This is a genomic window from Leptolyngbya sp. KIOST-1, assembly GCF_000763385.1.
GTDB lineage: Bacteria > Cyanobacteriota > Cyanobacteriia > Phormidesmidales > Phormidesmidaceae > Nodosilinea.
The window spans coordinates 201347-222668 of the sequence record NZ_JQFA01000005.1; the positions used below are offsets into that span (position 1 = coordinate 201347).

Consider the following 21322-nt stretch of genomic DNA (forward strand, 5'->3'; position numbering starts at 1 on the left):
GAGACTCTCGATCATGCACCCAGCCATCGGCTCAGAATCAGGTTAGCCCAATGCCCCTGCTCCATAGGCCCCAGGCTTTAGGGCCCGGACCTTATCCCTAATATGCCCAACTACAGCTCAGAGACATTGTTTTTACTCTAGTACATTCCCGCCTGGGGCTTGGGATGCCGCCGCCAGGCTGAGGGCCTAGGGCGGGAGGCTCTGGAGGTGCAGCGTTGCCTCCATGGCGCTGGTCAGGTAGTGGCCGGTCATAATTCCGCTGGAGAGATGGTAACGGTCCTGGTCGAGGCGGTAGAGGGTTTCAAATCCGGTGCGGCGCTGGCGATCGCCCAGGGCCCAGTAGCGCTGAATGATCGAGTCGGGGGCCACCCAGCCCTCCCCCTCCACCCGCCCCAGCAGGCTGTGCTGCAGCACAAAGGTGTACTGGCAGTCGCCGCTGGTCAACCGACCGCGATACTGAAGCGCCATTTCCCCCGGCTGGGCGTCGGGCATGGCCAGCTTCATTACCATGGTGAACCAATCGTCGCGGCTCCAGGCGATTAAAATTTTGCCTTTGACCGGGGTGGGCAGGCGATCGCGCTCCATCCAGCTCCCCTGCAACGTCCAGCGGCCAGGCTCAATTAAAAAGCTATGCACCACACCCTGCTCCCCCAGCCATCAACATCCCCGTCATCCTGCGTTAGTTCAGTCTGGCCCCCATCACTATCTAGGTATCTATGCTTCTCAAGCATACGTCCTATTGCTCAGACTGAGCTATGGCCGACAGGCCACTCCCTGGACTAAAGCGTTCCGGCAGGAGGACTGAGGCGCCCGAGCACCACGGGGCCGCTGGCTCCGGTGACGGCGGGCAAGTTGCCCGCAAATCCCTGGCGCTGCCAGTAGCCCAGCACGGCAAAAGCGATCGCCTCCTTGTAGCTGGCCGAGAGCCCCACCGCATCGGTGGGCTGTACCGGAAGATCGGGCAGGTGAGCCTGGAGGCGCGCCATCAGCACCGGGTTGTGGCTACCGCCGCCGCTGACCAGTACGCGATCGGGCAGGGTGGGCAAGAAAGTGCGGTATTCGCGGGCCACCGAAGCAGCGGTGAACTCCGTCAGCGTGGCGAGGATATCCACGACACTCAGGCCCTGCCGCTGCGCCTCCTGATGGCACCGCTGGAAAAACTCCCAGCCAAACAGCTCGCGCCCGGTGGATTTTGGCGGTGGCTGCACAAAGTAGGGGTGCTCAAGCCAATCGTTGACAAGCGCCAGACAGGGGGTACCCTGGGCGGCCCAAGCGCCGTCCTCGTCGTAGGTGAGGCTGCCCTCGGAGAGGGTATAGATGGCGATATCGATCAAGGAGTTGGCCGGTCCGGTGTCCCACCCCAGCACCTTGGGCGGACTGCCCCGGCGGTGCCAGGGAGGCAGGTAGGCGACATTGCCAATGCCGCCCAGATTTTGGACGCAGCGGTGCTCGGTGGGGTGGCTGAGCAGACAGAGATCTAACACCGGAGCCAGGGGGGCACCCTCCCCTCCCGCTTCAATGTCGGCCTGGCGAAAGTCGCTGACCACAGGCAGGCCCAACCGCTGGGCCAGCACGGCACCGCGCCCCAGTTGCAGGGTATAGCCCAGCTGTACTGGCCCCTGGTGGCTCAGGGCCGGACGCCCCACCGGACGGTGAAAGACCGTTTGCCCGTGGGAGGCCACCAGCTCAGCGGGGCCGGCCTGGGCCATGAGCGCCTGGGCCGCATCGACAAAGGTGTGGGCCACGGCATCGTCTAGCCGGGCCAGGGTCTCCAAATCCACCGCTTCCCCGGCGCAGAGGGCTAAAATTTGCTGCTGAAGCTCGGTGGGGTAGGGCCAGGTCAGTCCGTCCAGCAGGGAGAGGCTGAGCTCGTAGCCCTGCCCGCCCACGTCCACCAGGGCGGCATCGATGCCGTCTACGGAGGTGCCGCTAATCAAACCAATCACGCGCATGGCTATACCGGTAGACGCTCCAGGCCTTTGTTGCTGCCGATCACGACCATCAGGCCGCCCGCCTTCAGCCGGGTGACAGGGCTGGGGTTGATCTCAAACTGGTCGGGATCGTTGTCCTGGCTGATAGCCAGCAGGGTGAGTTCGTAGCGGTTGCGCAGGTCAAGGTCAACGATGGTCATCTGGTCAAAGGCCTTGGGCACGATGATTTCGGCGATGCAGTGGTTGGGGTCGATCTCAAAGCGATCGAGAATGCCGGGGGAGGTGAGCGATCGCGCCAGTTCACAGCCCATCTCGTGCTCAGGAAACACCACGTGGTCGGCCCCCACGCGATCGAGCAGCTTGCCGTGGATCTCTGACGAGGCCTTGGCCACCACGTTTTTCACCCCGGCCTCTTTGAGGTTGAGGGTGGTAATGATGCTCTCCTCGACGTAGTTGCCGATCGCCACAATTACCGTGTCGAAGTCGGTGATGCCCGCCTCGCGCAGGGCCGAGGGCTGGGTGGTGTCGAGCTGGAGGGCGTGGGCGGCAATCTGGTCGGTGAGAGCCTGACTGACCCGACGCTCGTCGGTATCGGCGGCCAGCACCTCATAGCCCAGGTTATTGAGGGTGCCGCACACCGCCCGACCGAAGCGCCCCAGCCCAATGACGGCAAACTGGCGATTGGGCGATCGCATCTTGCGCAAAAATGTCAGCGATGACAGGTTCACAACCCTTTGTTTCCCTCAAAAATTACGCAGTCCTGGCTCAGGTCTGCCCAATATTATCACCCGATATTGCTATCGACACTGGCCCGAAGGTTTCGGACAACGGCTATACGCCGAGAATTCTTTTTTGCTAGGCTAGCCTAATGGTTTTGGTCCAGAGGGTAAAGGTAAGGACGTGAATATACAACTTGGTCGCGGCAAAGTCGTTCGCAGAGCATACGGCATTGATGAGATTGCCCTGGTACCGGGGCCAAGAACCCTAGACCCAAGCCTGGCCGATACCCGGTGGCACATTGGCGGGGTTGAGCGCGAGATTCCGATTATCGCCAGCGCTATGGACGGAGTGGTCGATGTCGGGATGGCGATTCGGCTGTCGGAGCTGGGGGCTCTGGGGGTGCTGAACCTGGAGGGCATCCAGACTCGCTACGACGACCCCGAACCCATTCTCGATCAGATTGCCTCGGTGGGCAAAGACGAGTTTGTCGGGCTTATGCAAACCCTCTACGCCGAGCCCGTCAAGCCAGAGCTGATCACTAAACGAATTCAGGCTATCAAATCGGGTGGCGGAGTGGCCGCGGTGAGCCTGACCCCGGCGGGGGCCGCTCGCTTCGGCAAAACCGTGGCCGAGGCGGGGGCCGACCTGGTCTTTGTGCAGGCCACCGTGGTGTCGACGGCCCACCTGTCCCCCGCCGAGATCAGCCCGCTCGATCTGTCCGCCTTCTGCGCCAAGATGCCCATGCCGGTGATTCTGGGCAACTGCGTCACCTACGAGGTTGCCCTCAACCTGATGAAGGCCGGAGCCGCCGCCGTCATGGTGGGCATTGGTCCCGGGGCGGCCTGCACCTCGCGCGGGGTGCTGGGCATTGGCATTCCCCAGGCAACGGCGGTGGCCGACTGTGCCGCCGCCCGCGACGACTTCTTCGCCGAAACCGGCCGCTACGTGGCGATTGTGGCCGATGGCGGCCTGGTCACGGGGGGCGACATCTGCAAGTGCATCGCCTGCGGGGCCGATGGGGTGATGATTGGCTCGCCTTTTGCCCGCGCCGCCGAAGCGCCGGGTCGGGGCTTCCACTGGGGGATGGCGACTCCCAGCCCGGTGCTGCCCCGGGGCACCCGCATTAAGGTGGGCACCACGGGCAGCCTGGAGCAAATTCTGCGCGGCCCCGCCGGCCTGGACGACGGCACCCACAACTTTTTAGGGGCGCTGCAAACCAGCATGGGCACCCTGGGCGCTAAGGACCTAAAGGAAATGCAGCAGGTGGAGGTGGTGATCGCCCCCTCGCTGCTGACCGAGGGCAAGGTGTACCAGAAGGCCCAGCAGCTGGGTATGGGCAAGTAGACAGGCCCCACCAGGGCGGGTTTGCTGGGGCCAAGGCGCTCGGTCTCCCTACGGAAACCGAGCGCCTTGGCTGCAGCTTCCAGTTCGCCTCCCTGGCAGAACGACCGGCCCGCCAAACTGTCGCCGTTTCAGTTTCCTCAGTTTGGCATTGCTTTGGAGCGGAATGCCCTGGGGAGGAAGCGCGATCGCAAGCATCCTGGGCCTGGGGCAATGTGGCAGAATTAGGCAAACCGCTGGAGTCAAATCATGGTTGACATGCAGCAGATTGAAGCGCTGAGTCGGCAAATTGCCGAACAGTTTAACCCCGATCGCATTATTCTGTTTGGCTCCTACGCCTACGGCGAACCCACCGCCGACTCCGATGTCGATCTGCTGGTGGTTTTACCCTTCGAGGGTTATCCGGCTCGCAAAGCAGCAGAGATCCGTTGTCAGGTTAGACCGGGGTTTGCCCTTGATTTATTGGTGCGAACTCCTGAATACTTGACTCAGCGTTTGACCATGCGGGACTTTTTTTTAGAAGATATCGTTAATAACGGCAAAGTGCTGTATGACAGCGACTCTACAGGAGTGGATTGATAAAGCAGAGGCAGATTTTGGCACAGCTGGCCGAGAATTGCAGGTTCGGCAGTTGCCAAATTACGATGCCGTTTGTTTTCACACTCAGCAGTGTGTCGAAAAATATCTCAAGGCAAGACTGCTAGCCGCTGACATTCCCTTCCCTAAAATCCATGACCTGACTGCTCTGCTAACTTTACTTAATCCTGTAGAGCCTGAGTGGGAGCGCTTTCGCCCGGCTTTGGCTCTGCTGACTGACTTCGCTGTTGAAGTGCGGTATCCAGGATTTGTCGCTGATCAGGACGTTGCGATCGAGATGTATGAACTGTGTGCCGAGGTGCGGCAGGCCGTGCGGCAAAGCCTGGGTCTACCCTAGAGCAGCCAAACCGCCGGAGTATAGCCGTAGTCAATCGGGTTCGAACATTTAGAAATCAGACATTTAGACACTTGAGCAACGTTTGAACGTTCAAACGTCAGGGCACCGAGAACCTAAGCGGCACCAAGACAAAACTGGCTTTGACAACCTTTTGCCAAAGCCAGTTATCTTAGGGGGTTAGAAAGGAACTGAACGATCGCACCCTACCAGCTGCGGGTCGGAGCCAGGGCGTGGCCGCGAATCAGGCTGCCCACGGTTTTGGCGGTGATTTTCATCTGCACCAGGGGGTTGGCGGGCACCACGGTCTTGTAGAGGTAGCTGTCGAAGGTGAGCTTCTGCACGTCCATGTCAGAGCACATTTCGACGAATGCCTCGCGGGTGGCGTCGGAGCGGTAGAACACCGTTTGCAGCAGATCCAGAACCTTGTAGGTCATGCCGTACTGCTTGTCCCAGCGCTTCAGGTAGACCTTGAGGTCGGCTTCGGTGGGAATGCGAGCACCGCTGTTGGAGAACTCGACAATGGTTTCGGCGCACATGCGGGCCGACTTGGCGGCGAAGTAGATGCCCTCGCCGGAAGACTTGGTGACGGTACCAGCGGCATCGCCCACCAGAGCGACCCGACCGACAACGCGGCGGGGACGGGGATGCTCGGGGATGGGGTGGGCTTCGACTTTGATGATTTCACCACCTTCCAGGCGTTTGGCGGCGCGGGCGCGGATGCCCGCCTGGAGGCTCTTAATCTTGGCCTGGTTGACCCGCATGGTGCCGGTGCCCACGGCCACATGGTCGTACTTGGGGAATACCCAGGCGTAGAAGTCGGGGGAGACATCGTTGCCCACGTACATTTCGGCCAGGTCTTCGTAGTAGGCCATCTTGTCTTCGGGCAGGCGAATGCGCTCCTGGAAGGCGATCGCATAGTTGTAGTCCCCGGCCTTGATCGCCTTGGCGACGCGGGAGTTGGCCCCGTCGGCCCCGATTACCAGATCGACCTGGAGGGACTTGTTGTCACCCACCAGCCCGTCTTCACGGTGCTCGGTGTAGTGCAGGGTGTAGGCCCCATTCTCCGTGGCGGGCAGCTCCAGGGTGTGGACGGTGCCGTTGATCAGTTTGGCCCCGTGCTGGGCGGCGCGATCGCGCAGGAACCCGTCCAGCACCTCGCGGCGGCACATGCCGATGTACTCGTCGTCCTTGAGGGTGCTGCCGATGTTGACCTCGACGTTGGAGGGGGAGATCATCTTCATCTTGCGCACGCGGCGATCGATGATTTCAGGAGGCAGGTCAAACTCGTCGACCATACACAGGGGAATAGCCCCGCCGCAGGGCTTGGCGTTGTCGAGCTTGCGCTCGAAGAGGTACGTTTCAATACCGGCTTTAACTAATGTCTCGGCTGCCGAGGAGCCTGCCGGACCCGATCCTACTACTGCTACCCGAAGTACCAAGGGTGCCTACTCCACTATTGCGAAAAGCTACGGATGAATCGTATCACGGGATTTTGGGCATTTTGGGCCACTCCTACGGGTTGTAACTCGATTGAAACACTCGTTTACATTGAGTCACGGGAACCGGGTGAAGATCTATTTTCTGAGCAGAGAGAATTCTATGAACCCTGCAGATCGACCCCCAGTTCGTCGGCCAGCCAGTTGATCACCTGCTGGCGTTCGCCGGGAGTGAGGTAGAAGCGGCCCGTCTGACGGAGGCGATCGTTCATGGCTTCGGTGTCGGCCAGGGTAAACAGGCCGGCGGTGGTGCCCAGGGTGCAGAGAATGTCGTCCTGGCCCTGCTGGTCGAGGTTGCCGTAGCGGTAGCGAGCAATGTGCTTGCCCATGCGCCCAAAGTCGTAGCTGTCCTGGGAGAGTCGCTGCTTTTTGTCGTCGGGGATCGGTTCGCCCGCCGCCATTTTGGCGTAGTCGGTATCCAGCATGTCGAGGGGAACGATGCGGGGCTCGGAATAGGAACTCAAGCTGCCTCCTATGGTCGTAGATCGACCAAGAACATCTGCACAGGGTACGGCTGTCAGAGCTACCAGGGTAATTGACCGGCTGCGATCGCCCCTGGTTCTGTTGGATAGTTTTTAGAAACGCTCCCAGCCCGTCTCAGGGCAGGTTCGCTATTTCCATCGCCTGGTAGTCCCCCTCGCAGAGCAGATCGGATTCTGACTGCACCCGGTCGAGAAATACTTTGCCCTCCAGATGGTCGGCCTCGTGCTGAAAGATGCGGGCCACAAAGCCCTCCCACACCCGGCGCTGGGACTGGCCGTAGCGATCGCAGTACTCCACCTCAACCACGCGGTGGCGAGGGACCCGACCGCGCACCCCCGGCACGCTGAGGCAGCCTTCCCAACCCAGCTCCAGCTCGTCGCTGGCGGCAATTAGACGGGGATTGAGCATCACGACCGGCTCCATTTGCGGTGCGTGGGGATAGCGCAGATTGGGGCGCGAGGCCACCACCAGCAGGCGCAGGGAGTGACCGAGTTGGGGGGCAGCGATGCCGACGCCGTTCGAGGCCTGCATGGTCTGGAGCAGGCGATCGACCAGCCTCTGCAGGGTCTCGTCGGTTAGGGCCTCGTCGGTCCCCAACTCTAGGGGCTGAGCTACCTGGCGCAGCACCGGATGCCCCAGGGTCAGCACCTGAACGTCGGGGGGTGGGTCTGGAACCTTTGGCTGGCCTGGCTTATAGGATTTAGACATAGCAGTTGGCCCGCAGTGGAGGCACGAAAAACGACAAATACTGTAGTCATTGTATACATGCGCCCCAGGAGCTGAAGACCTGTGCTTCAATAGACCAGCAGGCAGCCTCTGGCGGCTCACCTGATTGGAGCACGACGGGATCCGATTTTTGTCAAAGCGCTATATCTAGAATCAGGGACAATTTTTAACCATATATCTAGTACCCTAAAGATCCCTAAATACTGCTGTAGCAGGCCGACCCCAGGTCTAGGAGCTAGGCCCCTGGGTCAGGTTTGGGAGCCGGGCTGCTCTGCCTGGACAGCCCAGGTATGACGCCAGGGATGGCGGCTCAGTTTTAGCGGCCTAGGGTCAGCCCAAGAGTTGGGCTGGCTCCGTTTGTCAACTTATGCGATGTGTCTGCCCTTGGGCAGCGGTAGTTTAAGAGGTAAGTCGTGGATCAGGCCCTGAATCGGTTGTGGGAAGAGGTGCTGAATCAGCTTCAGGTGGAGCTGAGCCGCCCCACCTTTGAGACCTGGATCAAGCCCGCCCAGGCCCAAACCCTGAGCGATCGCGCCCTGGTCATTTCCACCCCCAATCCCTTTGCCCGCAACTGGGTGCAGAAGCACTACGCGGGCACCATCACCCAGGTGGTCAACAACATTTTGGGCAAAGCCATTGAGCTTCAGGTTACCGTGGTGCCCGAGGGGGAAACGGCGGCGGCGGCGCTGCTGCCTATGGCCGAAGTCAGCTGGCCCACCCAGACCCCTGCCCTGCCCTCCCGCCCCGTGGTGCCCCCCCGCCCGGCCCCGGCGGAGTTGCCCGCCCCCGCCCAGGACCCCTACAACGACCTCAACCCCAAGGCGGTGTTTTCGCGCTTTGTGGTGGGGGCCAACAACCGGATGGCCCACGCGGCGGCCCTGGCGGTGGCCGAGGCACCGGGGCGCGAGTTTAACCCGCTGTTTCTCTGCGGCGGGGTGGGGCTGGGCAAAACCCACCTGATGCAGTCCATCGGTCACTACCGCCAGGAGATTGCCCCCCAGGCGCGGGTGGCCTACGTGTCCACCGAGCAGTTCACCAATGACCTGATCACCGCCATCCGGCGCGACAGCATGCAGCACTTTCGCTCCCACTACCGGGATGTGGACATTCTGCTGGTGGATGACATTCAGTTTATCGAGGGCAAGGAGTACACCCAGGAGGAGTTCTTCCACACCTTCAATACGCTCCACGAGGCGGGCAAGCAGATTGTGCTGGCCTCCGATCGCCCCCCCAACCAGATCCTGCGCCTCCAGGACCGGCTGATCTCGCGCTTCTCCATGGGGCTGATCGCCGACATCCAGCCCCCCGACTACGAGACCCGGATGGCGATTCTGCAAAAGAAGGCCGAGTACGAGCAGGTGCAGCTGCCCCGGGAGGCGATCGAGTACATTGCCGCCAGCTATACCTCCAACATTCGAGAGCTGGAGGGGGCGCTGATTCGCGCGATCGCCTACACCTCGATTTCGGGCCTGCCCATGACCGTCGAGCACCTGATGACGGTGCTCAACCCGCCCGCCGACAAGATCGAGGCTTCCCCTGGAGCCGTGGTGGCCGCTGTCGCCGAGCACTTTGGCGTGTCGGTAGAGGACCTCAAGGGCTCGTCGCGGCGGCGCGAGATCAGCCAGGCCCGCCAGGTGGGCATGTACCTGATGCGGCGGCACACCGACCTCAGCCTGCCCAAAATTGGCGACGCCTTTGGCGGCAAGGATCACACCACCGTGCTCTACAGCTACACCAAAATTGAGAAGCTGCTCAAGCGCGATCTGGATCTGGCCCAGACGATTCGGCAACTGGGCGATCGCATTACCATGGCTGAGCGAGGGGGGTAGAGGCTTCTTGGAGGGGGTGGGTTAGGTGAGTGGGTGGGTGGGCTAGAGCTGATTTCATCACCTCTCTGGCATAAAACTTTGGGCAAGGCTTACGGCCCAAAACCTTATGGATCGCCTATGACTGCTCAAACGCCAGAAAATTCCGTCCAGGTGGAGAGTCGGGCCGAGTGGCGCGACTGGTTGATGGCCAACCATGCCCGCACCGAGGGCATCTGGCTGATCACCTACAAGAAATTACCGGGTCGACCCTACGTTTCCTATAGCGACGTGGTCGAAGAAGCCCTTTGCTTTGGCTGGATTGACAGCAAGCCCAACCAGCTCGACGACGAACGCACCATGCTGTGGCTGGCGCGGCGCCAGTCGGGTTCCGGCTGGTCGGCACTCAACAAAAAACGCGTTGAGGCAATGACGGCGGCGGGGCTGATGATGCCCTCCGGGCTGGCCAAAATTGAGGCGGCGAAGCAGGACGGATCGTGGGAAAAGCTCGACGCGATCGAGCGGCTAGAGGTGCCCCCGGATCTGGCGGCGGCGCTGGCGGCCAATGCCGCAGCCCAGACTAACTTTGAGGCCTTTCCGCGATCGGCCAAGCGGGGCATTTTGGAGTGGATCGCCAGCGCCAAGCGGGCTGAGACGCGCGATCGCCGCGTTGCCGAAACGGTGGAACTGGCGGCGCAGAACCTTCGCGCCAATAGCTGGCCCCGGCCTAACTAGGGCCGCTGTCTGGCGTGCAGGACCGGATTGGCCGATCAATTTCGATCGACCCAGCGGGGGGACGAGTGCTGGAGTAGGGTACTGGCCGCATCCAGGGAGAGGGGCTGAGAGAACAGGTAGCCCTGGGCGGCTTCGCAGCCGATCTGCTGGAGTTGGTCGAGTTGGGCTTCGGTTTCGACTCCTTCGGCGATGCAGTCCATCTCCAGGTTGTGGGCCAGATCGACAATGGCCTGCACGATACCCTGGCGCTGGGGCTGGATCTGGCTGACGAAGGAGCGATCGATCTTGAGGGTCTGGACGGCAAACTGGCTCAGGTAGCGCAGCGACGAGTAGCCGGTGCCAAAGTCGTCGATGCTGAGCTGCATGCCGCGGGCGGTAATTGCGGCCAGGGTTTTGGCAATGCTGTCCGACTGCTCCAGCAGCACCCGCTCGGTGATCTCCAGCTTGAGGCGATCGCCCCGCACGCCGGTGGCCGCTAAAATTTGGTCGAGGGTAGCGATGAAGGTGGTGTCGCGGAACTGCTGTCCCGACACGTTGACGCTGACCCGAAAGGTATTGTTTAGAGCATAGGCCGCTTCCCACTGGTGGATCGCCTCGCACACTTGGTACAGCACCTGGCTCCCGATCGCTTTAATCAGGCCGGTATCTTCGGCCAGGTCGATGAACTCACTGGGCATAATCAGCCCCCGCTCCCAGTGCTGCCACCGCACCAGGGCCTCGAACCCGATCAGGGCTCGGCTGGGCAGGGCCATAACGGGCTGAAAGTAGGTGACGAAGTCCTGGCGCTGAATCGCCTGGCGCAGATCGTTTTCCAGGTTGAGCAGCGCGATCGCCTCCTGGTACATTTCGAGCCCAAAAATCTCGTAGCGGTTGCGGCCCGACGCCTTAGCTCGGTAGAGGGCAATATCGACATCGCGAAAAATGTCGTTGCTGGTGGTATAGCCGCTGTTGCCGATCAAAATGCCGATACTGGCCGAGGTGAAGATGATCTTGCCATCCACTTCAATCGGACTTTCCAGGGCGGTTTTGATCCGCTCAGCCACCTGAATGGCCTCTTTGAGATCGGCAATGCGATCGAGAAAAATCACAAACTCATCGCCGCCCCAGCGCGCCACCATATCGATATCGCGCACGCAGCCCTTGAGCAGGTTGGCCACGGCAACCAGCAGTTTATCGCCGGTCAGGTGGCCCAGGCTGTCGTTGACCGCCTTAAAGCGATCGAGATCGATCATCAGCAGGCCAAAGCAGTTGTGGCTGTAGCGCTGGCACTGCAGAATTTCTAGCTCTAGCCGCTTGGCCAGCCAATCGCGGTTGGGCAGATGGGTCAGCGCGTCGTGGAGCGAATCGTAGCGCAGCTGCTTCTCAATTTTGACGCGGCGCGTGACATCCCTTGAGTTGGTGACAATGTTCGTCACCTGCCCGTCTTCACCCAGTACGGGCTTGGCCAGGGTTTCCAGCCACAGGTAGCGGCCCGACTGGCAGCGAAACCGGTAGCAGAGGGTGATGGCTTCGTAGGACTGATGCGGGGTTTGAAACTGGAGCTGCACGTGGGGCCCATCGTCGGGGTGGCAAAAGTCAGCGATCTGCTTGCCCAGCAGCACGTCTGGCGCGTAGCCCAGCAGGGTTTGAGCCGACGGACTGACGTAGAGGAACTGCCCGTTGACATCGTGCAGACAGACCAGATCGCCCATATGGTCGGCAATCAGTCGATAGCGAAATTCACTGTTGCGCAGCTCCTGCTCCACCTGTCGCCGCACCTGAATCTCTGCCTGCAGCGATCGGTTGGCGGCCCCCAGCTCCCGGGTGCGCTGCTGCACCTGGTACTCTAGCTCCTGGTTAAACCGCTGCAGCTGCTTCTGGGCCTTTTGCAGGCTCAGGTGGGTGTTTACCCTGGCCAGCAGCTCGACCGCCTTAAAGGGTTTGGTGATGTAGTCCACCCCACCCACGGCGAAGGCTCTGGCCTTGTCGAGCGCCTCGTCCAGGGCGCTGAGAAAGATCACCGGAATCGATGCGGTGGCAGGGTCGGCCTTCAGCTGCTGGCAGACGCTGTAGCCGTCCATATCGGGCAGCATGATGTCGAGCAAAATCAGGTCGATGGGGGTAGATCGGGCCACGGTCAGCGCCATAGTGCCCGTCAACACGCCCCGCGTTTCGTAGCCCTCAGCGGTTAGCTCCCGCGTCAGCAGGTGCAGGTTATCCGGAATATCGTCAACAACTAGAACAGTAAAGTGAGGGCGGCTAGTGGTGGTCATTGTCCCCGCGGGTAAGGGTGATAATTTTGTCGAACTGAAAATTGAGAGTCCAGTGGTGAAGGGTTCGACGGACGCTGTCATGTTCTGGGGGGAGCGCCTCGAACAGCTGCAGGAGGGTCTGCTGATCGGCCTGGGTGGCCGACTGGTAAGCGCGATCGCGCCAGGCCGAGGGCATACCGTCTAGGCTACCCGCCCCAAGGTCAACCACCTCAGGTACTGCCACCGCTGGGGCGGAGTCGGGCTGAGCGTAGACAAACTCCACCCCCAGGTGCTGCCTCAGCTTCTCGATGATGACGCCCTGCCGAAAGGGCTTGCGAATAAAGTCGTCGCAGCCCGCCGAGAGCACCAGCGACTTTTCTTCGTCAAAGACACTGGCGGTCAGGGCCACAATGGCAGTGGCCTGACCCTTGAGCTGCGCTTTGATCTGGCGGGTGGCTTCGTAGCCATCCATTACGGGCATGCGCATGTCCATCCAGATCAGGTGGGGCTGCCAGGCCTGCCACTGGGCGATCGCCTCCTGCCCGTTGCAGGCTTCACGCACCTCAAACCCCAGGTCAGTTAAGAACTGGCTCAGCAGTCGCCGATTGCTTAACTGATCGTCCACTACCAGCAATCGGTAGGTGGGCTGCTGGGGAGCCAGTCCGGTGACGGTATGGTTGGAGGGAGCTGGAGACAGCTGGTCCGCCGTGGCCAACTGTACCGGCACCAGCACCGTAAACTGCGATCCCTGGTTCAGGTGGCTTTGCACCTCAATGCGACCACCCATCAGCTGGACAAACTGATCGCTAATTCGCAGTCCCAGTCCTGTGCCTTCCTGGCTGCCCCGTCCGGTTTGGGTCTGTGAAAAGGCCTGAAACAGCAGCTCTAGCTCCTCAGGGGCAATGCCAGGGCCAGAGTCAACGACTTCAAACCGCAGCCAGAGGTCCTGGGCAGCACCTGGGGCCGCCATAACCTGCAGGGTGACGTGGCCCCTTGCAGTGAATTTGATCGCGTTGTTGAGCAGGTTGATCAACACCTGACGCAGCTTGCGTTCGTCGGTTTGAACAACTTGCGGTACATCCGCCCCGCGCTCTACGGTAAATCGAATCGCCTTGGCTTCCGCCCGCAGAGAAAAGAGTGTTTCCAGATTGCTCAACAGGTCGTATAGGTCGAACACAGTGCGATTGATCGTAATGCACCCGGCCTCAATTTTGGCCAGGTCGAGCACGTCATTGATCAGCTCCAGCAAGTGCTCGCCGCTGGATTTGATTAAATCCAGCTCCCCATAGTGCTCGACTAGGGTAGGCTGTCGGCGCAGCAGGTCGGTAAACCCCAGAATGGCGTTGAGCGGGGTGCGCAACTCATGGCTCATGCTGGCCAAAAACTCACTTTTGGCCTGGTTGGCCACTTCCGCCTTCTGCTTGGCCTGCTGTAATTCCTGAAATTTTTGACTCAGGGTGGTGGCCATCTGCTGAAAGTTTTGCACCAGCGATCGCAGCTCCAGCACCGGGCTACTTGGCCACCGAATCACCTGTCGCTCCTGGATCTGGCTGGGCAAGTTCGTGGTGGTCTGGGCCAAATCAAACATCGGAGAGACAAACCGACGGCTGAGCCAGGTGGCCGTCGCCAGCGCCAGCCCAGTCACCCCCATGAGAATTAGCAGGCTATTGGTGTGCTCTCGCTGTACTTCAAACATATGAGGCTGGAGCGGCGATTCCACAACCAGCGTCCAGTTGGCAAGTTTGGGCAGGGGCGACTCCCGCACAAAAACGGAATTGCGCCAGCGCAGGGCGTAGATAGTGCTGCCCAGGGTGGGCAACCACTGGTAGGTGTGCTCGTCCAGGTTAGTGACCTCCCCGGTTTGATGCAGGTCGAACAGCGTGCCCCAGGGGCGTCGCGGATCGGTGCTGATCAGCACCCTGTGGTGCTGATCGACAATGTGCACCTGGACCTCTAGCTCGCTGGCCATTGCCGCCAGCAGGGACTGCAGCCAGGCCAGGTCAATTTCTCCCCAAACCCGTCCCACCACCTGCCCCTGAACGAGAATCGGCTGACTCAGCAGAACCGTATCTTCCTGACGGGCATCGACGCCCAAGCTCTTGGAGGACAGGACAGGTTGCAAGGAGGTGTGGCTGGCAAAGGGGAGCCGAATGGTGTGGCTGTCGCTAGCGGCCACCGCGTGAGCCACGACGTTGTTGTCACCATTGGTCACTACCAGATGGTTAAAGTCTGGGATCAGCGCCTGAATGGTTTCGGTCTTCACCTGCAAAAGAGTGGGGTTTGAGGTGGCTATAGTGGCCGCAATTTCGGCCAGGGTGTTCGTCGCCCTGATTCGGCGGTCGTACCAGCTGTTGATATAGGCCGTCAGGGGTTGGGCCAGCAGGTTGAGGTTAGCCTGCTCCGCAGCCGTGATGTCAGCTACAACCCGGTGGCTGTTGAGGGCCAGCAGCATCAGCGTCGGGAAAAAGGCGGCGGCCACCAGCAGGTTGAACAGGGTCTGCTGGAGCGATAGAGCACGGGTGGCCTGGGGTTGACCCAGCCAGCGATGCACGGGCGTATAGGCCAGCAGCAGACTGGCCACCAGGGCATTAAAAATGCCGTTGACCGCCTGCTTGAGCATGACAATGTGGACCTGGTTGGGGTCCAGGCCCAACACCTGCTGGTAGAACAGCCACACCAGAGGCATACCCAAGACCACCCAGAAGAGGGCATTCAACAGCACCAGGTTGCGCTGATGGCCTCGGGACAGAGCGGCCACCACCAAAAACTCTGCCGAAAAAATGACTACGGCATAGGGATGGTGCCACAGAAAAAAGGTCAGACTGGCGGAGACCAGCGCGGCGATCGCTCCCCAACCAGCCCCATAGAGGCTGAGCACCAGCCAGACCGCGATAGTACCGAACAAAAAGTCGATATGAAAGAAAATGGACCAGCGAAAGTAGTTGCCTAAAACGCCTAAAACCAGCAGAAGGCCCAATCTCAATCCACTCTGCCAACGGTTTAAGATTTTTTGCGGCAGCACCAATCCGCTTAGCTCATTGCCCATCGCCTCTAACGACTGCATACGTTATCCTCACCGGCAGGATTACAGACTTATACGAGTCTGTACTGGTTTGTAAAACTCAGCCCAAAACTTAGGCTGAGTCGATCGCTGCTTTTAAGCAAGCTAAAGGTAGGTTCACCTAACCTTAAAGTGCCCACAGGACGGCAAAACCCACTTTAGTAAAGGAAATTAACCTTGGGCTGGCTGGCGCGATCGCAGCCCCTCAATAACACTAGCCCCGCGTCGGTTTCCACGGCGCTTCACCCAACTATCTTTTAAGTTTCTGTCCGGCAACCGGCCTCTATTCTGGGTTTTCGGTTGGTTGTGGCAACGGCTAAGGGCTGTCACCAATTAGCCTTTGGCATTGATAACACGCCCTGGGGTAATAGGTTCTTTGCTAAATTTGACATACCCTTGAGAGCTGAAGCCCCTAACGGCGAAAGTTTGTCGCCAAACCGAAACCGTTGACACAAGTCAGGGGCTAAGATCGATCTAGACTGGAGGCATCTGTGCAAATGCTCGATTAGCCCATGGCCCAAAAACTGTTGCCAAAGTCAGCTCAAGGAGGTTTGAATCCGGGACTGAGGCCAACAGTTTCGCTTATGTAGCCCAAAGAGGATCACCCAATGACTCTATTTACTAGCCGCAACGTTCTAGTACCTATTGATTTCTCTGAAGAGGCAAGTCAGGCGCTAGTTGAAACCCTCAATTTTTTCGGTGACGCCACAAATATTCACGTGGTCCATGTTCTGCCCGCCCTAGAACCAACCCAGCCCGGCATGGTATGGCAAACCGTTGACGACCAAACCCGCGTTGACCACATCAAGGCGCTTTTCCATGAAAAATTCGCCGAGCCAGCTTACCAAAACGTCAGGTTTGTAGTCTCTGTTGGCAATCCCAGCTCTGAAATCATTGACTACGCTGAAGCCAACGGCATCGATCTGATTGTCATTTCCTCCCACGGACGCACCGGGCTTTCCAGATTTTTCCTGGGCTCTGTAGCCGAGCGCGTGGTGCGCTTTGCCCGCTGCCCGGTTTTAGTATTGCGCCACTAGTGCCACCGATTGATTAACCTGTTGGCGTTGCTGAATTGAGGCATGAATTTGGGTAGGTGCAAACGGCCGTTTGCCCCTACAACAGGTGTTGATTTTTCGATTCATACCTGTGTTCAGCAACGCCTTTTTTTGAGTAGAAGATAAATCATTCGTTGCTGCCATCGGAGAAAGACCTAACAATTATGAACAACAAACTGGTGCAGCACGTTGGCAATCATGATTGGCAAAGGAGTTTCGGATTGGTTTGCCAGAGCCTGTAGAAACTGAAGATCCTGAGAAGAAATCTCCACCTTGATTTCCTGAAGTTCTTCCATCTGATACCAATACTTTATGAGGACGAGCATAATCTAACGTCTGAAAACCCTTCCGTTACAGGGTTATAGCCTTTGACTTTCCGCTCATCTTCAAATTGGATTGGTATGAGCCTTAGCGTAGCTCTGGTAGCGCTTGATTTCTGGCTCAAGATCAGGAACCGAAAGCCACTCATCGTTTTCTACGGATGCTAGAATTTCCTGTTCCTCTTGCGTCAACTTAACGTCTTCCATTTATCCTCCCAAATATTTTTTCTTCATTTTTCGGCTTGGAATAATGGTTTTTAGAAAGATGCTGTTCTCGTCTTCTTGTCAGCACTCCACAACAGCGGTTTCATGATCGTTGCTCAACTATAGCGAAAAGGGGCAGGCCTATGCCCACCCCTTCTCAATCAGCTATCGCTCAGGGACTATTCCACCCCTTCGATCCGGTCTTCGACTTCCTGGTAGAGCTCTTGCAGCTTCTCCAGGTTTTCGTCGCTGGTTTCCCAGTAGCCGCGCCCGTTCACCTCCAGCAGGGTCGAGACCATGCGGCGGAAGGAGTTGGGGTTGAGGTCCATCAGCCGCTTGCACATTTCCGGGTCTTGGATGAAGGTGGTGTTCACGTCTTCGTAGACCCAGTTATCGACCGCACCAGCGGTGGCTGACCAGCCCATGGTATTGACCAGGCGCTTGGAGAGTTCCCGCACGCCCTCGTAGCCGTGGGAGAGCATGCCCTCATACCACTTGGGGTTGAGCATTTTGGTGCGGGCGTCCAGGCGCACCGTTTCCGACAGGGTGCGCACCTGGGCGTTGGCGGTGGTGGTGTCGGCGATGTAGGCCGCCGGGGCTTTGCCGTCCTCGCGCAGAGACGCGACCAGCTTGGTGGGGTCGGAGTCGAAGTAGTGGGACACGTCGGTGAGGGAGATCTCCGAGGAATCCAGGTTTTGGAAGGTGGCCTCGGCGGTCTTGAGGGCCGACTCAAACAGGCCCCGGTTGCTATCCATCACGCCGGGGTTGTCGGAGTTGAAGGCAAAGGACTTGCGCTTCAGGTACATCTCCTGGAGTTCGGCCTCGTTTTCCCAGGTGCTGTTCTCCACCGCCAGGTTGATGTTGGAGGAGTAGGATCCCGAGGCGTTGGAGAAGATGCGGGTGGCGGCTTCGCGCACCCCAATCCCCATCTCCTCGGCCTGTTGCAGGGCGTGCTTGCGCACGAAGTTCATCTCCAGGGGCTCGTCGGCCTCAGCCGCCATTTTCACGGCCCGGTCCAGCAGGGCCATCTGGTTGATGAACAGGTCCCGGAAGACGCCGGAGCAGTTGACCACGATATCCACCCGGGGCCGACCCAACTCCTCCAGGGGGATCAGCTCCAGCTTGTTGACCCGGCCCAGGGAGTCGGGCAGGGGCTTGACTCCGACGAACCACATCATCTGGGCCAGGGATTCGCCGTAGGTCTTGATGTTGTCGGTGCCCCAGAGGACGGTGGCAATGGTTTCGGGGTAGTTGCCGCCGTTCTCCTGGCGCTGGCGCTCCAGCAGGCGATCGACCACGATTTTGGCGGACTGGACCGCCGCCGTGGTGGGGATGGACTGGGGATCAAGGGCGTGGATGTTTTTGCCGGTGGGCAGCACCTCGGGGTTGCGGATGGGGTCGCCGCCGGGGCCGGGGAGGATGTACTCGCCTTCGAGGGCTTGCAGCAGGCCGCCCAGTTCGTTGTCGGCGCAGACCTGCTCCAGGCAAAACTCCAGGTACTCCATCAGCGGTTTGATGGCGTCGGCGTCCACGTTCCTGTAGCCCGCCTCGTGGAGGGCCTTGATCCAGGGCTCTTTGCGACCAATGTTCAAGAAGTTGAGCCGGGAGACCATGCTGACGCGCCCTTCGGCGTCGATCTGCTCGTGGACGAGGGCGGACACGGCGGCCCGTACCCCCTGGTTGATGTCGTAGAGCAGTTGGACATCGGCCAGGACGCCGCGATCGCTGTTCCGGTAGATTTCCTCAATATCGCGCCCCAGGCTGGTAGCGATGATCCGCTGGAGGCTCTGGATGCCGTCCTCTTCGCGATCGAGGCCAGCGATATTGACCAGGGTGGCGATCGCCTCTTCGGCGCTGGGGGGCTTGCCTACCACGTGCAGACCGCAGGGCAGCAGCCGCGATTCAATCTCCATCAGCTTGATGTAGATCTTGCCCACCAGGCCGTCCCGCTCCTCGGCGGACAGGTCGCCGGAATCCCCCTCGGGCAGTTCTACGTCTTTGTCCAGGTTGCAGACCCGCGCCGTCTCAATGATGGCGTTGACGATCTGCACCGCCCGACCGCTCTCCTTGTTGCCCTGGTAGGAACCGATCAGCTCACTCAGCTCCTTCAGCCCCTTGTACAGACCCGCATTTTCAGCGGGGGGCGTCAGGTAGCTGATGGTTTCGGCATAGCCCCGGCGCTTGGCGATCGTCGCCTCCGAAGGATTATTTGCCGCGTAGTAGTAGAGGTTGGGGATGCTGCCGATCAGGTTGTCGGGGTAGCAGGTGCCCGACATGCCCATCTGCTTACCGGGCATAAACTCCAGGGAGCCGTGGGTGCCAAAGTGCAGCACCGCATCCGCACCCCAGATTTTGTTCAGGAAGGTGTAGTAGGCGGCGAAGCCGTGGTGGGGGCTGGCGGAGCGGGAGAACAGCAGCCGCATCGGGTCGCCCTCGTAGCCGAAGGTGGGCTGCACGCCGATGAACACGTTGCCAAAGGCCTTGCCGTAGACCAGCATGTTCTCACCGTCGGTGTTGAGGTTGCCCGGCGGCGGGCCCCAGTTTTCCTCCAGTCGTTCGGCGTAGGGGGTGAGGGCCTGGTACTCGCGCACGGGCATGCGGTAGGCCACATTCAGCTCGGGGCTGCTGTACTGGGCCTGGGCGTCGTGGATCACCTCCTGAAGCAGGGCTTCGGGCGACTCGGGCAGATCCTGCACGTCGTAGCCGTTGCGCTGCATCGCCTCCAGCACCTTATAGATGGAGCCGAATACATCCAGGTAGGCGGCGGTACCGACGTTGCCCTTGTCCGGCGGGAAGCTGAAGATGGTGATCGCCAGCTTTTTGTCGAGCTTGGGCTTGCGGCGCAGGTTGGCCCACTTCATCGCCCGCTGGGTGATGGACTCGATTCGGTCTTGCAGGGAAATGGCGCGGCCCGTCAGCCCGTCGCGGCCCGACAGCACGATGGGTTCAATGGCCCCATCCAGCTCAGGAATCGCCATCTGTAGCGCCACCTGGATTGGGTGCAGGCCCAGGTCGCTGCCCTCCCACTCCTCGGTGGTCTGGAACACCAATGGCAGGGCCACCATGTAGGGCCGGTTGAGCCGTTTCAGGGTCTCGATCGCCTTGGGGTGATCCTGCCGGGCGGGGCCGCCCACCAGGGCAAAGCCGGTCAGCGACACCACCGCATCGACGATCGCCCGGTCCTTATCCACCGGGTCGAAGAAGTAGGCATCCACGGGCTTGGAGAAGTCCAGCCCGCCCGCAAACACGGGGATCACCTTGGCACCCAGGTACTCAAACTCCTGCACCATGGCCACATAGTGGGCCTCGTCGCCGGTGACCAGGTGGGTGCGTTGCAGCACCAGGCCGATGGTGGGGGCAAGGGGATCCTTGAGATCCTCGGAGATGTCGCGGCGGGAGCTATGCCAGTTGAGGTATTCCTTGATGTCCTCGAACATCTGGGGGGCCATGGGGTGCCAGATGCCCATATCGGGGTAGGTGACGGGCTCTTCGTACTCCAGGCTGCCCTCGGCCTGGGGTGCGCCTTCGATCTGGCTGTCGGTGATCACGTAGCGATCGGCCAGCATCAGGAAGAAGTTCTCCAGGTTCTCGGGGGAACCGCCCAGCCAGTACTGGAAGCTGAGCATAAAGTTGCGGGCATCCTGGGCCTTTTCCACCGGCAGGTACTTCAGCACCGTGGGCAGGGTGCGCAGCAGCTTCAGCATGGCGTCCTGGAAGCCCGACCCGGACTTCTCCTTCCGCTTCTTCATGAAGGAGGCGATCATGCTCTTCGACTGGCCGAGTTGGGCCATGGAGAAGCTGCCCATTTTGTTGAGGCGCATCACCTGGGGCATGGAGGGGAAGCACACGGCCACATCGAGCTGGTCACGCACGGGGGCGACGGCTTCGACTACCTTATCGGCCAGGTCTTCGATGAAGATCAGCGAGGCGATGAATACGTTGGCCTCGGCCACATCCTGCTTGAACGCCGCGTAGTTGTTGGCGTCGCGCAGTTCTTCGATCAGGTAGCCGTTAACCTCAAAGGCCACCTGGGAATTGTTGGCGTTGATCGACCGGATGGCCGAGGACAGAGCGCTCTGGTACTGAGGCTCCAGAACCACATAGACCACCTTGACCAGCCGCCGCCCGTTCAGGTCCTCGGGGGCAATGTGGCGCACAGTGGGCTTGACGTGGGTGAACATGCAATCAGACTCCTTTCGCGGGCTAAAGCTGGGGCAATGGAACGAACGGGGCCCAGAGGGCAGAGCTAGCGACCGGGGCGACCCCCGGAGCGATCTATA

Annotated in this window: 18 protein-coding genes; 7 read left to right on the forward strand and 11 right to left on the reverse strand. The window is 60.1% G+C overall.

Features of this window, described 5'->3' with window-relative positions:
* Positions 1 to 186 precede the first annotated feature (186 nt).
* The 3 genes from NF78_RS27125 to NF78_RS27135 all read right to left on the reverse strand — a co-directional run bounded on the left by NF78_RS27125 (position 187) and on the right by NF78_RS27135 (position 2659).
* Positions 187 to 636 (reverse strand): hypothetical protein, encoded by a 450-nt coding sequence (locus NF78_RS27125; protein WP_318655523.1) that lies wholly within the window; start codon positions 634 to 636, stop codon positions 187 to 189.
* A 143-nt stretch (positions 637 to 779) separates the two neighbouring features.
* Positions 780 to 1952: an anhydro-N-acetylmuramic acid kinase gene (locus NF78_RS27130; RefSeq protein WP_035994596.1), complete on the reverse strand. Its 1173-nt coding sequence runs from the start codon at positions 1950 to 1952 to the stop codon at positions 780 to 782.
* Positions 1953 to 1954: 2 nt separating this feature from the next.
* Entirely contained in the window at positions 1955 to 2659 is a 705-nt protein-coding gene (locus NF78_RS27135; protein WP_035994598.1) for a potassium channel family protein, read from the reverse strand.
* Between the two features lie 172 nt (positions 2660 to 2831).
* Between NF78_RS27135 and NF78_RS27140 the strand changes: the two genes are divergently transcribed.
* The 4 genes from NF78_RS27140 to NF78_RS27150 all read left to right on the forward strand — a co-directional run bounded on the left by NF78_RS27140 (position 2832) and on the right by NF78_RS27150 (position 4926).
* The gene (locus NF78_RS27140; RefSeq protein ID WP_035994601.1) at positions 2832 to 3995 is read left to right on the forward strand and encodes a GuaB3 family IMP dehydrogenase-related protein; all 1164 of its coding nucleotides are present in this window, start codon (positions 2832 to 2834) and stop codon (positions 3993 to 3995) included.
* Between the two features lie 66 nt (positions 3996 to 4061).
* Positions 4062 to 4220, forward strand: a complete 159-nt coding sequence (locus tag NF78_RS31635; RefSeq protein ID WP_156119996.1) for a hypothetical protein — start codon at positions 4062 to 4064, stop codon at positions 4218 to 4220.
* A 21-nt stretch (positions 4221 to 4241) separates the two neighbouring features.
* A complete protein-coding gene (locus tag NF78_RS27145) occupies positions 4242 to 4571 on the forward strand; it encodes a nucleotidyltransferase domain-containing protein (protein ID WP_035994603.1) in 330 nt (109 codons plus the stop codon).
* On the forward strand, positions 4543 to 4926 hold the full coding sequence (locus tag NF78_RS27150; protein ID WP_035994606.1) for a HEPN domain-containing protein: 384 nt from the start codon (positions 4543 to 4545) through the stop codon (positions 4924 to 4926). The genes NF78_RS27145 and NF78_RS27150 overlap by 29 nt, the downstream gene beginning before the upstream one ends.
* A 203-nt stretch (positions 4927 to 5129) precedes the next feature.
* Here the strand turns inward: NF78_RS27150 and chlP are convergent, their stop codons facing one another.
* The 3 genes from chlP to def form a co-directional block, all read right to left on the reverse strand.
* On the reverse strand, positions 5130 to 6365 hold the full coding sequence (gene chlP, locus NF78_RS27155) for a geranylgeranyl reductase (RefSeq protein WP_035994609.1): 1236 nt from the start codon (positions 6363 to 6365) through the stop codon (positions 5130 to 5132).
* A gap of 158 nt (positions 6366 to 6523) precedes the next feature.
* The gene (locus tag NF78_RS27160) at positions 6524 to 6886 is read right to left on the reverse strand and encodes a hypothetical protein (protein ID WP_225885439.1); all 363 of its coding nucleotides are present in this window, start codon (positions 6884 to 6886) and stop codon (positions 6524 to 6526) included.
* A 133-nt stretch (positions 6887 to 7019) separates the two neighbouring features.
* The gene (gene def / locus NF78_RS27165; protein WP_052051062.1) at positions 7020 to 7613 is read right to left on the reverse strand and encodes a peptide deformylase; all 594 of its coding nucleotides are present in this window, start codon (positions 7611 to 7613) and stop codon (positions 7020 to 7022) included.
* Positions 7614 to 8044: 431 nt separating this feature from the next.
* Here def and dnaA point away from each other — a divergent pair, with 431 nt between their 5' ends.
* Positions 8045 to 9460, forward strand: coding sequence for a chromosomal replication initiator protein DnaA (gene dnaA, locus NF78_RS27170; RefSeq protein WP_035994615.1), 1416 nt, complete (start codon positions 8045 to 8047; stop codon positions 9458 to 9460).
* A gap of 117 nt (positions 9461 to 9577) precedes the next feature.
* Positions 9578 to 10171 (forward strand): YdeI/OmpD-associated family protein, encoded by a 594-nt coding sequence (locus NF78_RS27175; RefSeq protein WP_035994617.1) that lies wholly within the window; start codon positions 9578 to 9580, stop codon positions 10169 to 10171.
* A 35-nt stretch (positions 10172 to 10206) separates the two neighbouring features.
* On the opposite strand, the gene NF78_RS27180 is transcribed toward NF78_RS27175, so the two are convergent.
* On the reverse strand, positions 10207 to 12423 hold the full coding sequence (locus NF78_RS27180; RefSeq protein WP_035994621.1) for an EAL domain-containing protein: 2217 nt from the start codon (positions 12421 to 12423) through the stop codon (positions 10207 to 10209).
* On the reverse strand, positions 12410 to 15466 hold the full coding sequence (locus NF78_RS27185; RefSeq protein ID WP_225885440.1) for an ATP-binding protein: 3057 nt from the start codon (positions 15464 to 15466) through the stop codon (positions 12410 to 12412). Before NF78_RS27185 ends, NF78_RS27180 begins: the two co-directional genes overlap by 14 nt.
* 605 nt (positions 15467 to 16071) lie before the next feature.
* Here NF78_RS27185 and NF78_RS27190 point away from each other — a divergent pair.
* The gene (locus NF78_RS27190; protein ID WP_035994623.1) at positions 16072 to 16500 is read left to right on the forward strand and encodes a universal stress protein; all 429 of its coding nucleotides are present in this window, start codon (positions 16072 to 16074) and stop codon (positions 16498 to 16500) included.
* A 173-nt stretch (positions 16501 to 16673) separates the two neighbouring features.
* On the opposite strand, the gene NF78_RS31640 is transcribed toward NF78_RS27190, so the two are convergent.
* From NF78_RS31640 to NF78_RS27195, 3 genes are all read right to left on the reverse strand, one after another.
* On the reverse strand, positions 16674 to 16814 hold the full coding sequence (locus tag NF78_RS31640) for a hypothetical protein (protein WP_156119997.1): 141 nt from the start codon (positions 16812 to 16814) through the stop codon (positions 16674 to 16676).
* 90 nt (positions 16815 to 16904) lie between these two features.
* Positions 16905 to 17045 carry a hypothetical protein gene (locus tag NF78_RS31645; RefSeq protein WP_156119998.1) on the reverse strand — a complete coding sequence of 47 codons (141 nt, stop codon included), beginning with the start codon at positions 17043 to 17045 and terminating at the stop codon, positions 16905 to 16907.
* Positions 17046 to 17221: 176 nt separating this feature from the next.
* Positions 17222 to 21223 (reverse strand): magnesium chelatase subunit H, encoded by a 4002-nt coding sequence (locus tag NF78_RS27195; protein WP_035994625.1) that lies wholly within the window; start codon positions 21221 to 21223, stop codon positions 17222 to 17224.
* Positions 21224 to 21322: the final 99 nt, after the last annotated feature.

What these genes read in the sequence shown, in the direction of transcription:
- NF78_RS27190 (WP_035994623.1), top strand. Translation starts at nt 16,072, where the DNA reads ATGACTCTATTTACTAGCCGCAACGTTCTAGTACCTATTGATTTCTCT.
- NF78_RS31640 (WP_156119997.1), bottom strand. Translation starts at nt 16,814, where the DNA reads ATGGAAGAACTTCAGGAAATCAAGGTGGAGATTTCTTCTCAGGATCTT.
- NF78_RS27180 (WP_035994621.1), bottom strand. Translation starts at nt 12,423, where the DNA reads ATGACCACCACTAGCCGCCCTCACTTTACTGTTCTAGTTGTTGACGAT.
- NF78_RS27185 (WP_225885440.1), bottom strand. Translation starts at nt 15,466, where the DNA reads ATGCAGTCGTTAGAGGCGATGGGCAATGAGCTAAGCGGATTGGTGCTG.
- NF78_RS27150 (WP_035994606.1), top strand. Translation starts at nt 4,543, where the DNA reads ATGACAGCGACTCTACAGGAGTGGATTGATAAAGCAGAGGCAGATTTT.
- NF78_RS27175 (WP_035994617.1), top strand. Translation starts at nt 9,578, where the DNA reads ATGACTGCTCAAACGCCAGAAAATTCCGTCCAGGTGGAGAGTCGGGCC.
- NF78_RS27130 (WP_035994596.1), bottom strand. Translation starts at nt 1,952, where the DNA reads ATGCGCGTGATTGGTTTGATTAGCGGCACCTCCGTAGACGGCATCGAT.
- def (WP_052051062.1), bottom strand. Translation starts at nt 7,613, where the DNA reads ATGTCTAAATCCTATAAGCCAGGCCAGCCAAAGGTTCCAGACCCACCC.
- NF78_RS27145 (WP_035994603.1), top strand. Translation starts at nt 4,242, where the DNA reads ATGGTTGACATGCAGCAGATTGAAGCGCTGAGTCGGCAAATTGCCGAA.
- NF78_RS31645 (WP_156119998.1), bottom strand. Translation starts at nt 17,045, where the DNA reads ATGGAAGACGTTAAGTTGACGCAAGAGGAACAGGAAATTCTAGCATCC.
- NF78_RS27195 (WP_035994625.1), bottom strand. Translation starts at nt 21,223, where the DNA reads ATGTTCACCCACGTCAAGCCCACTGTGCGCCACATTGCCCCCGAGGAC.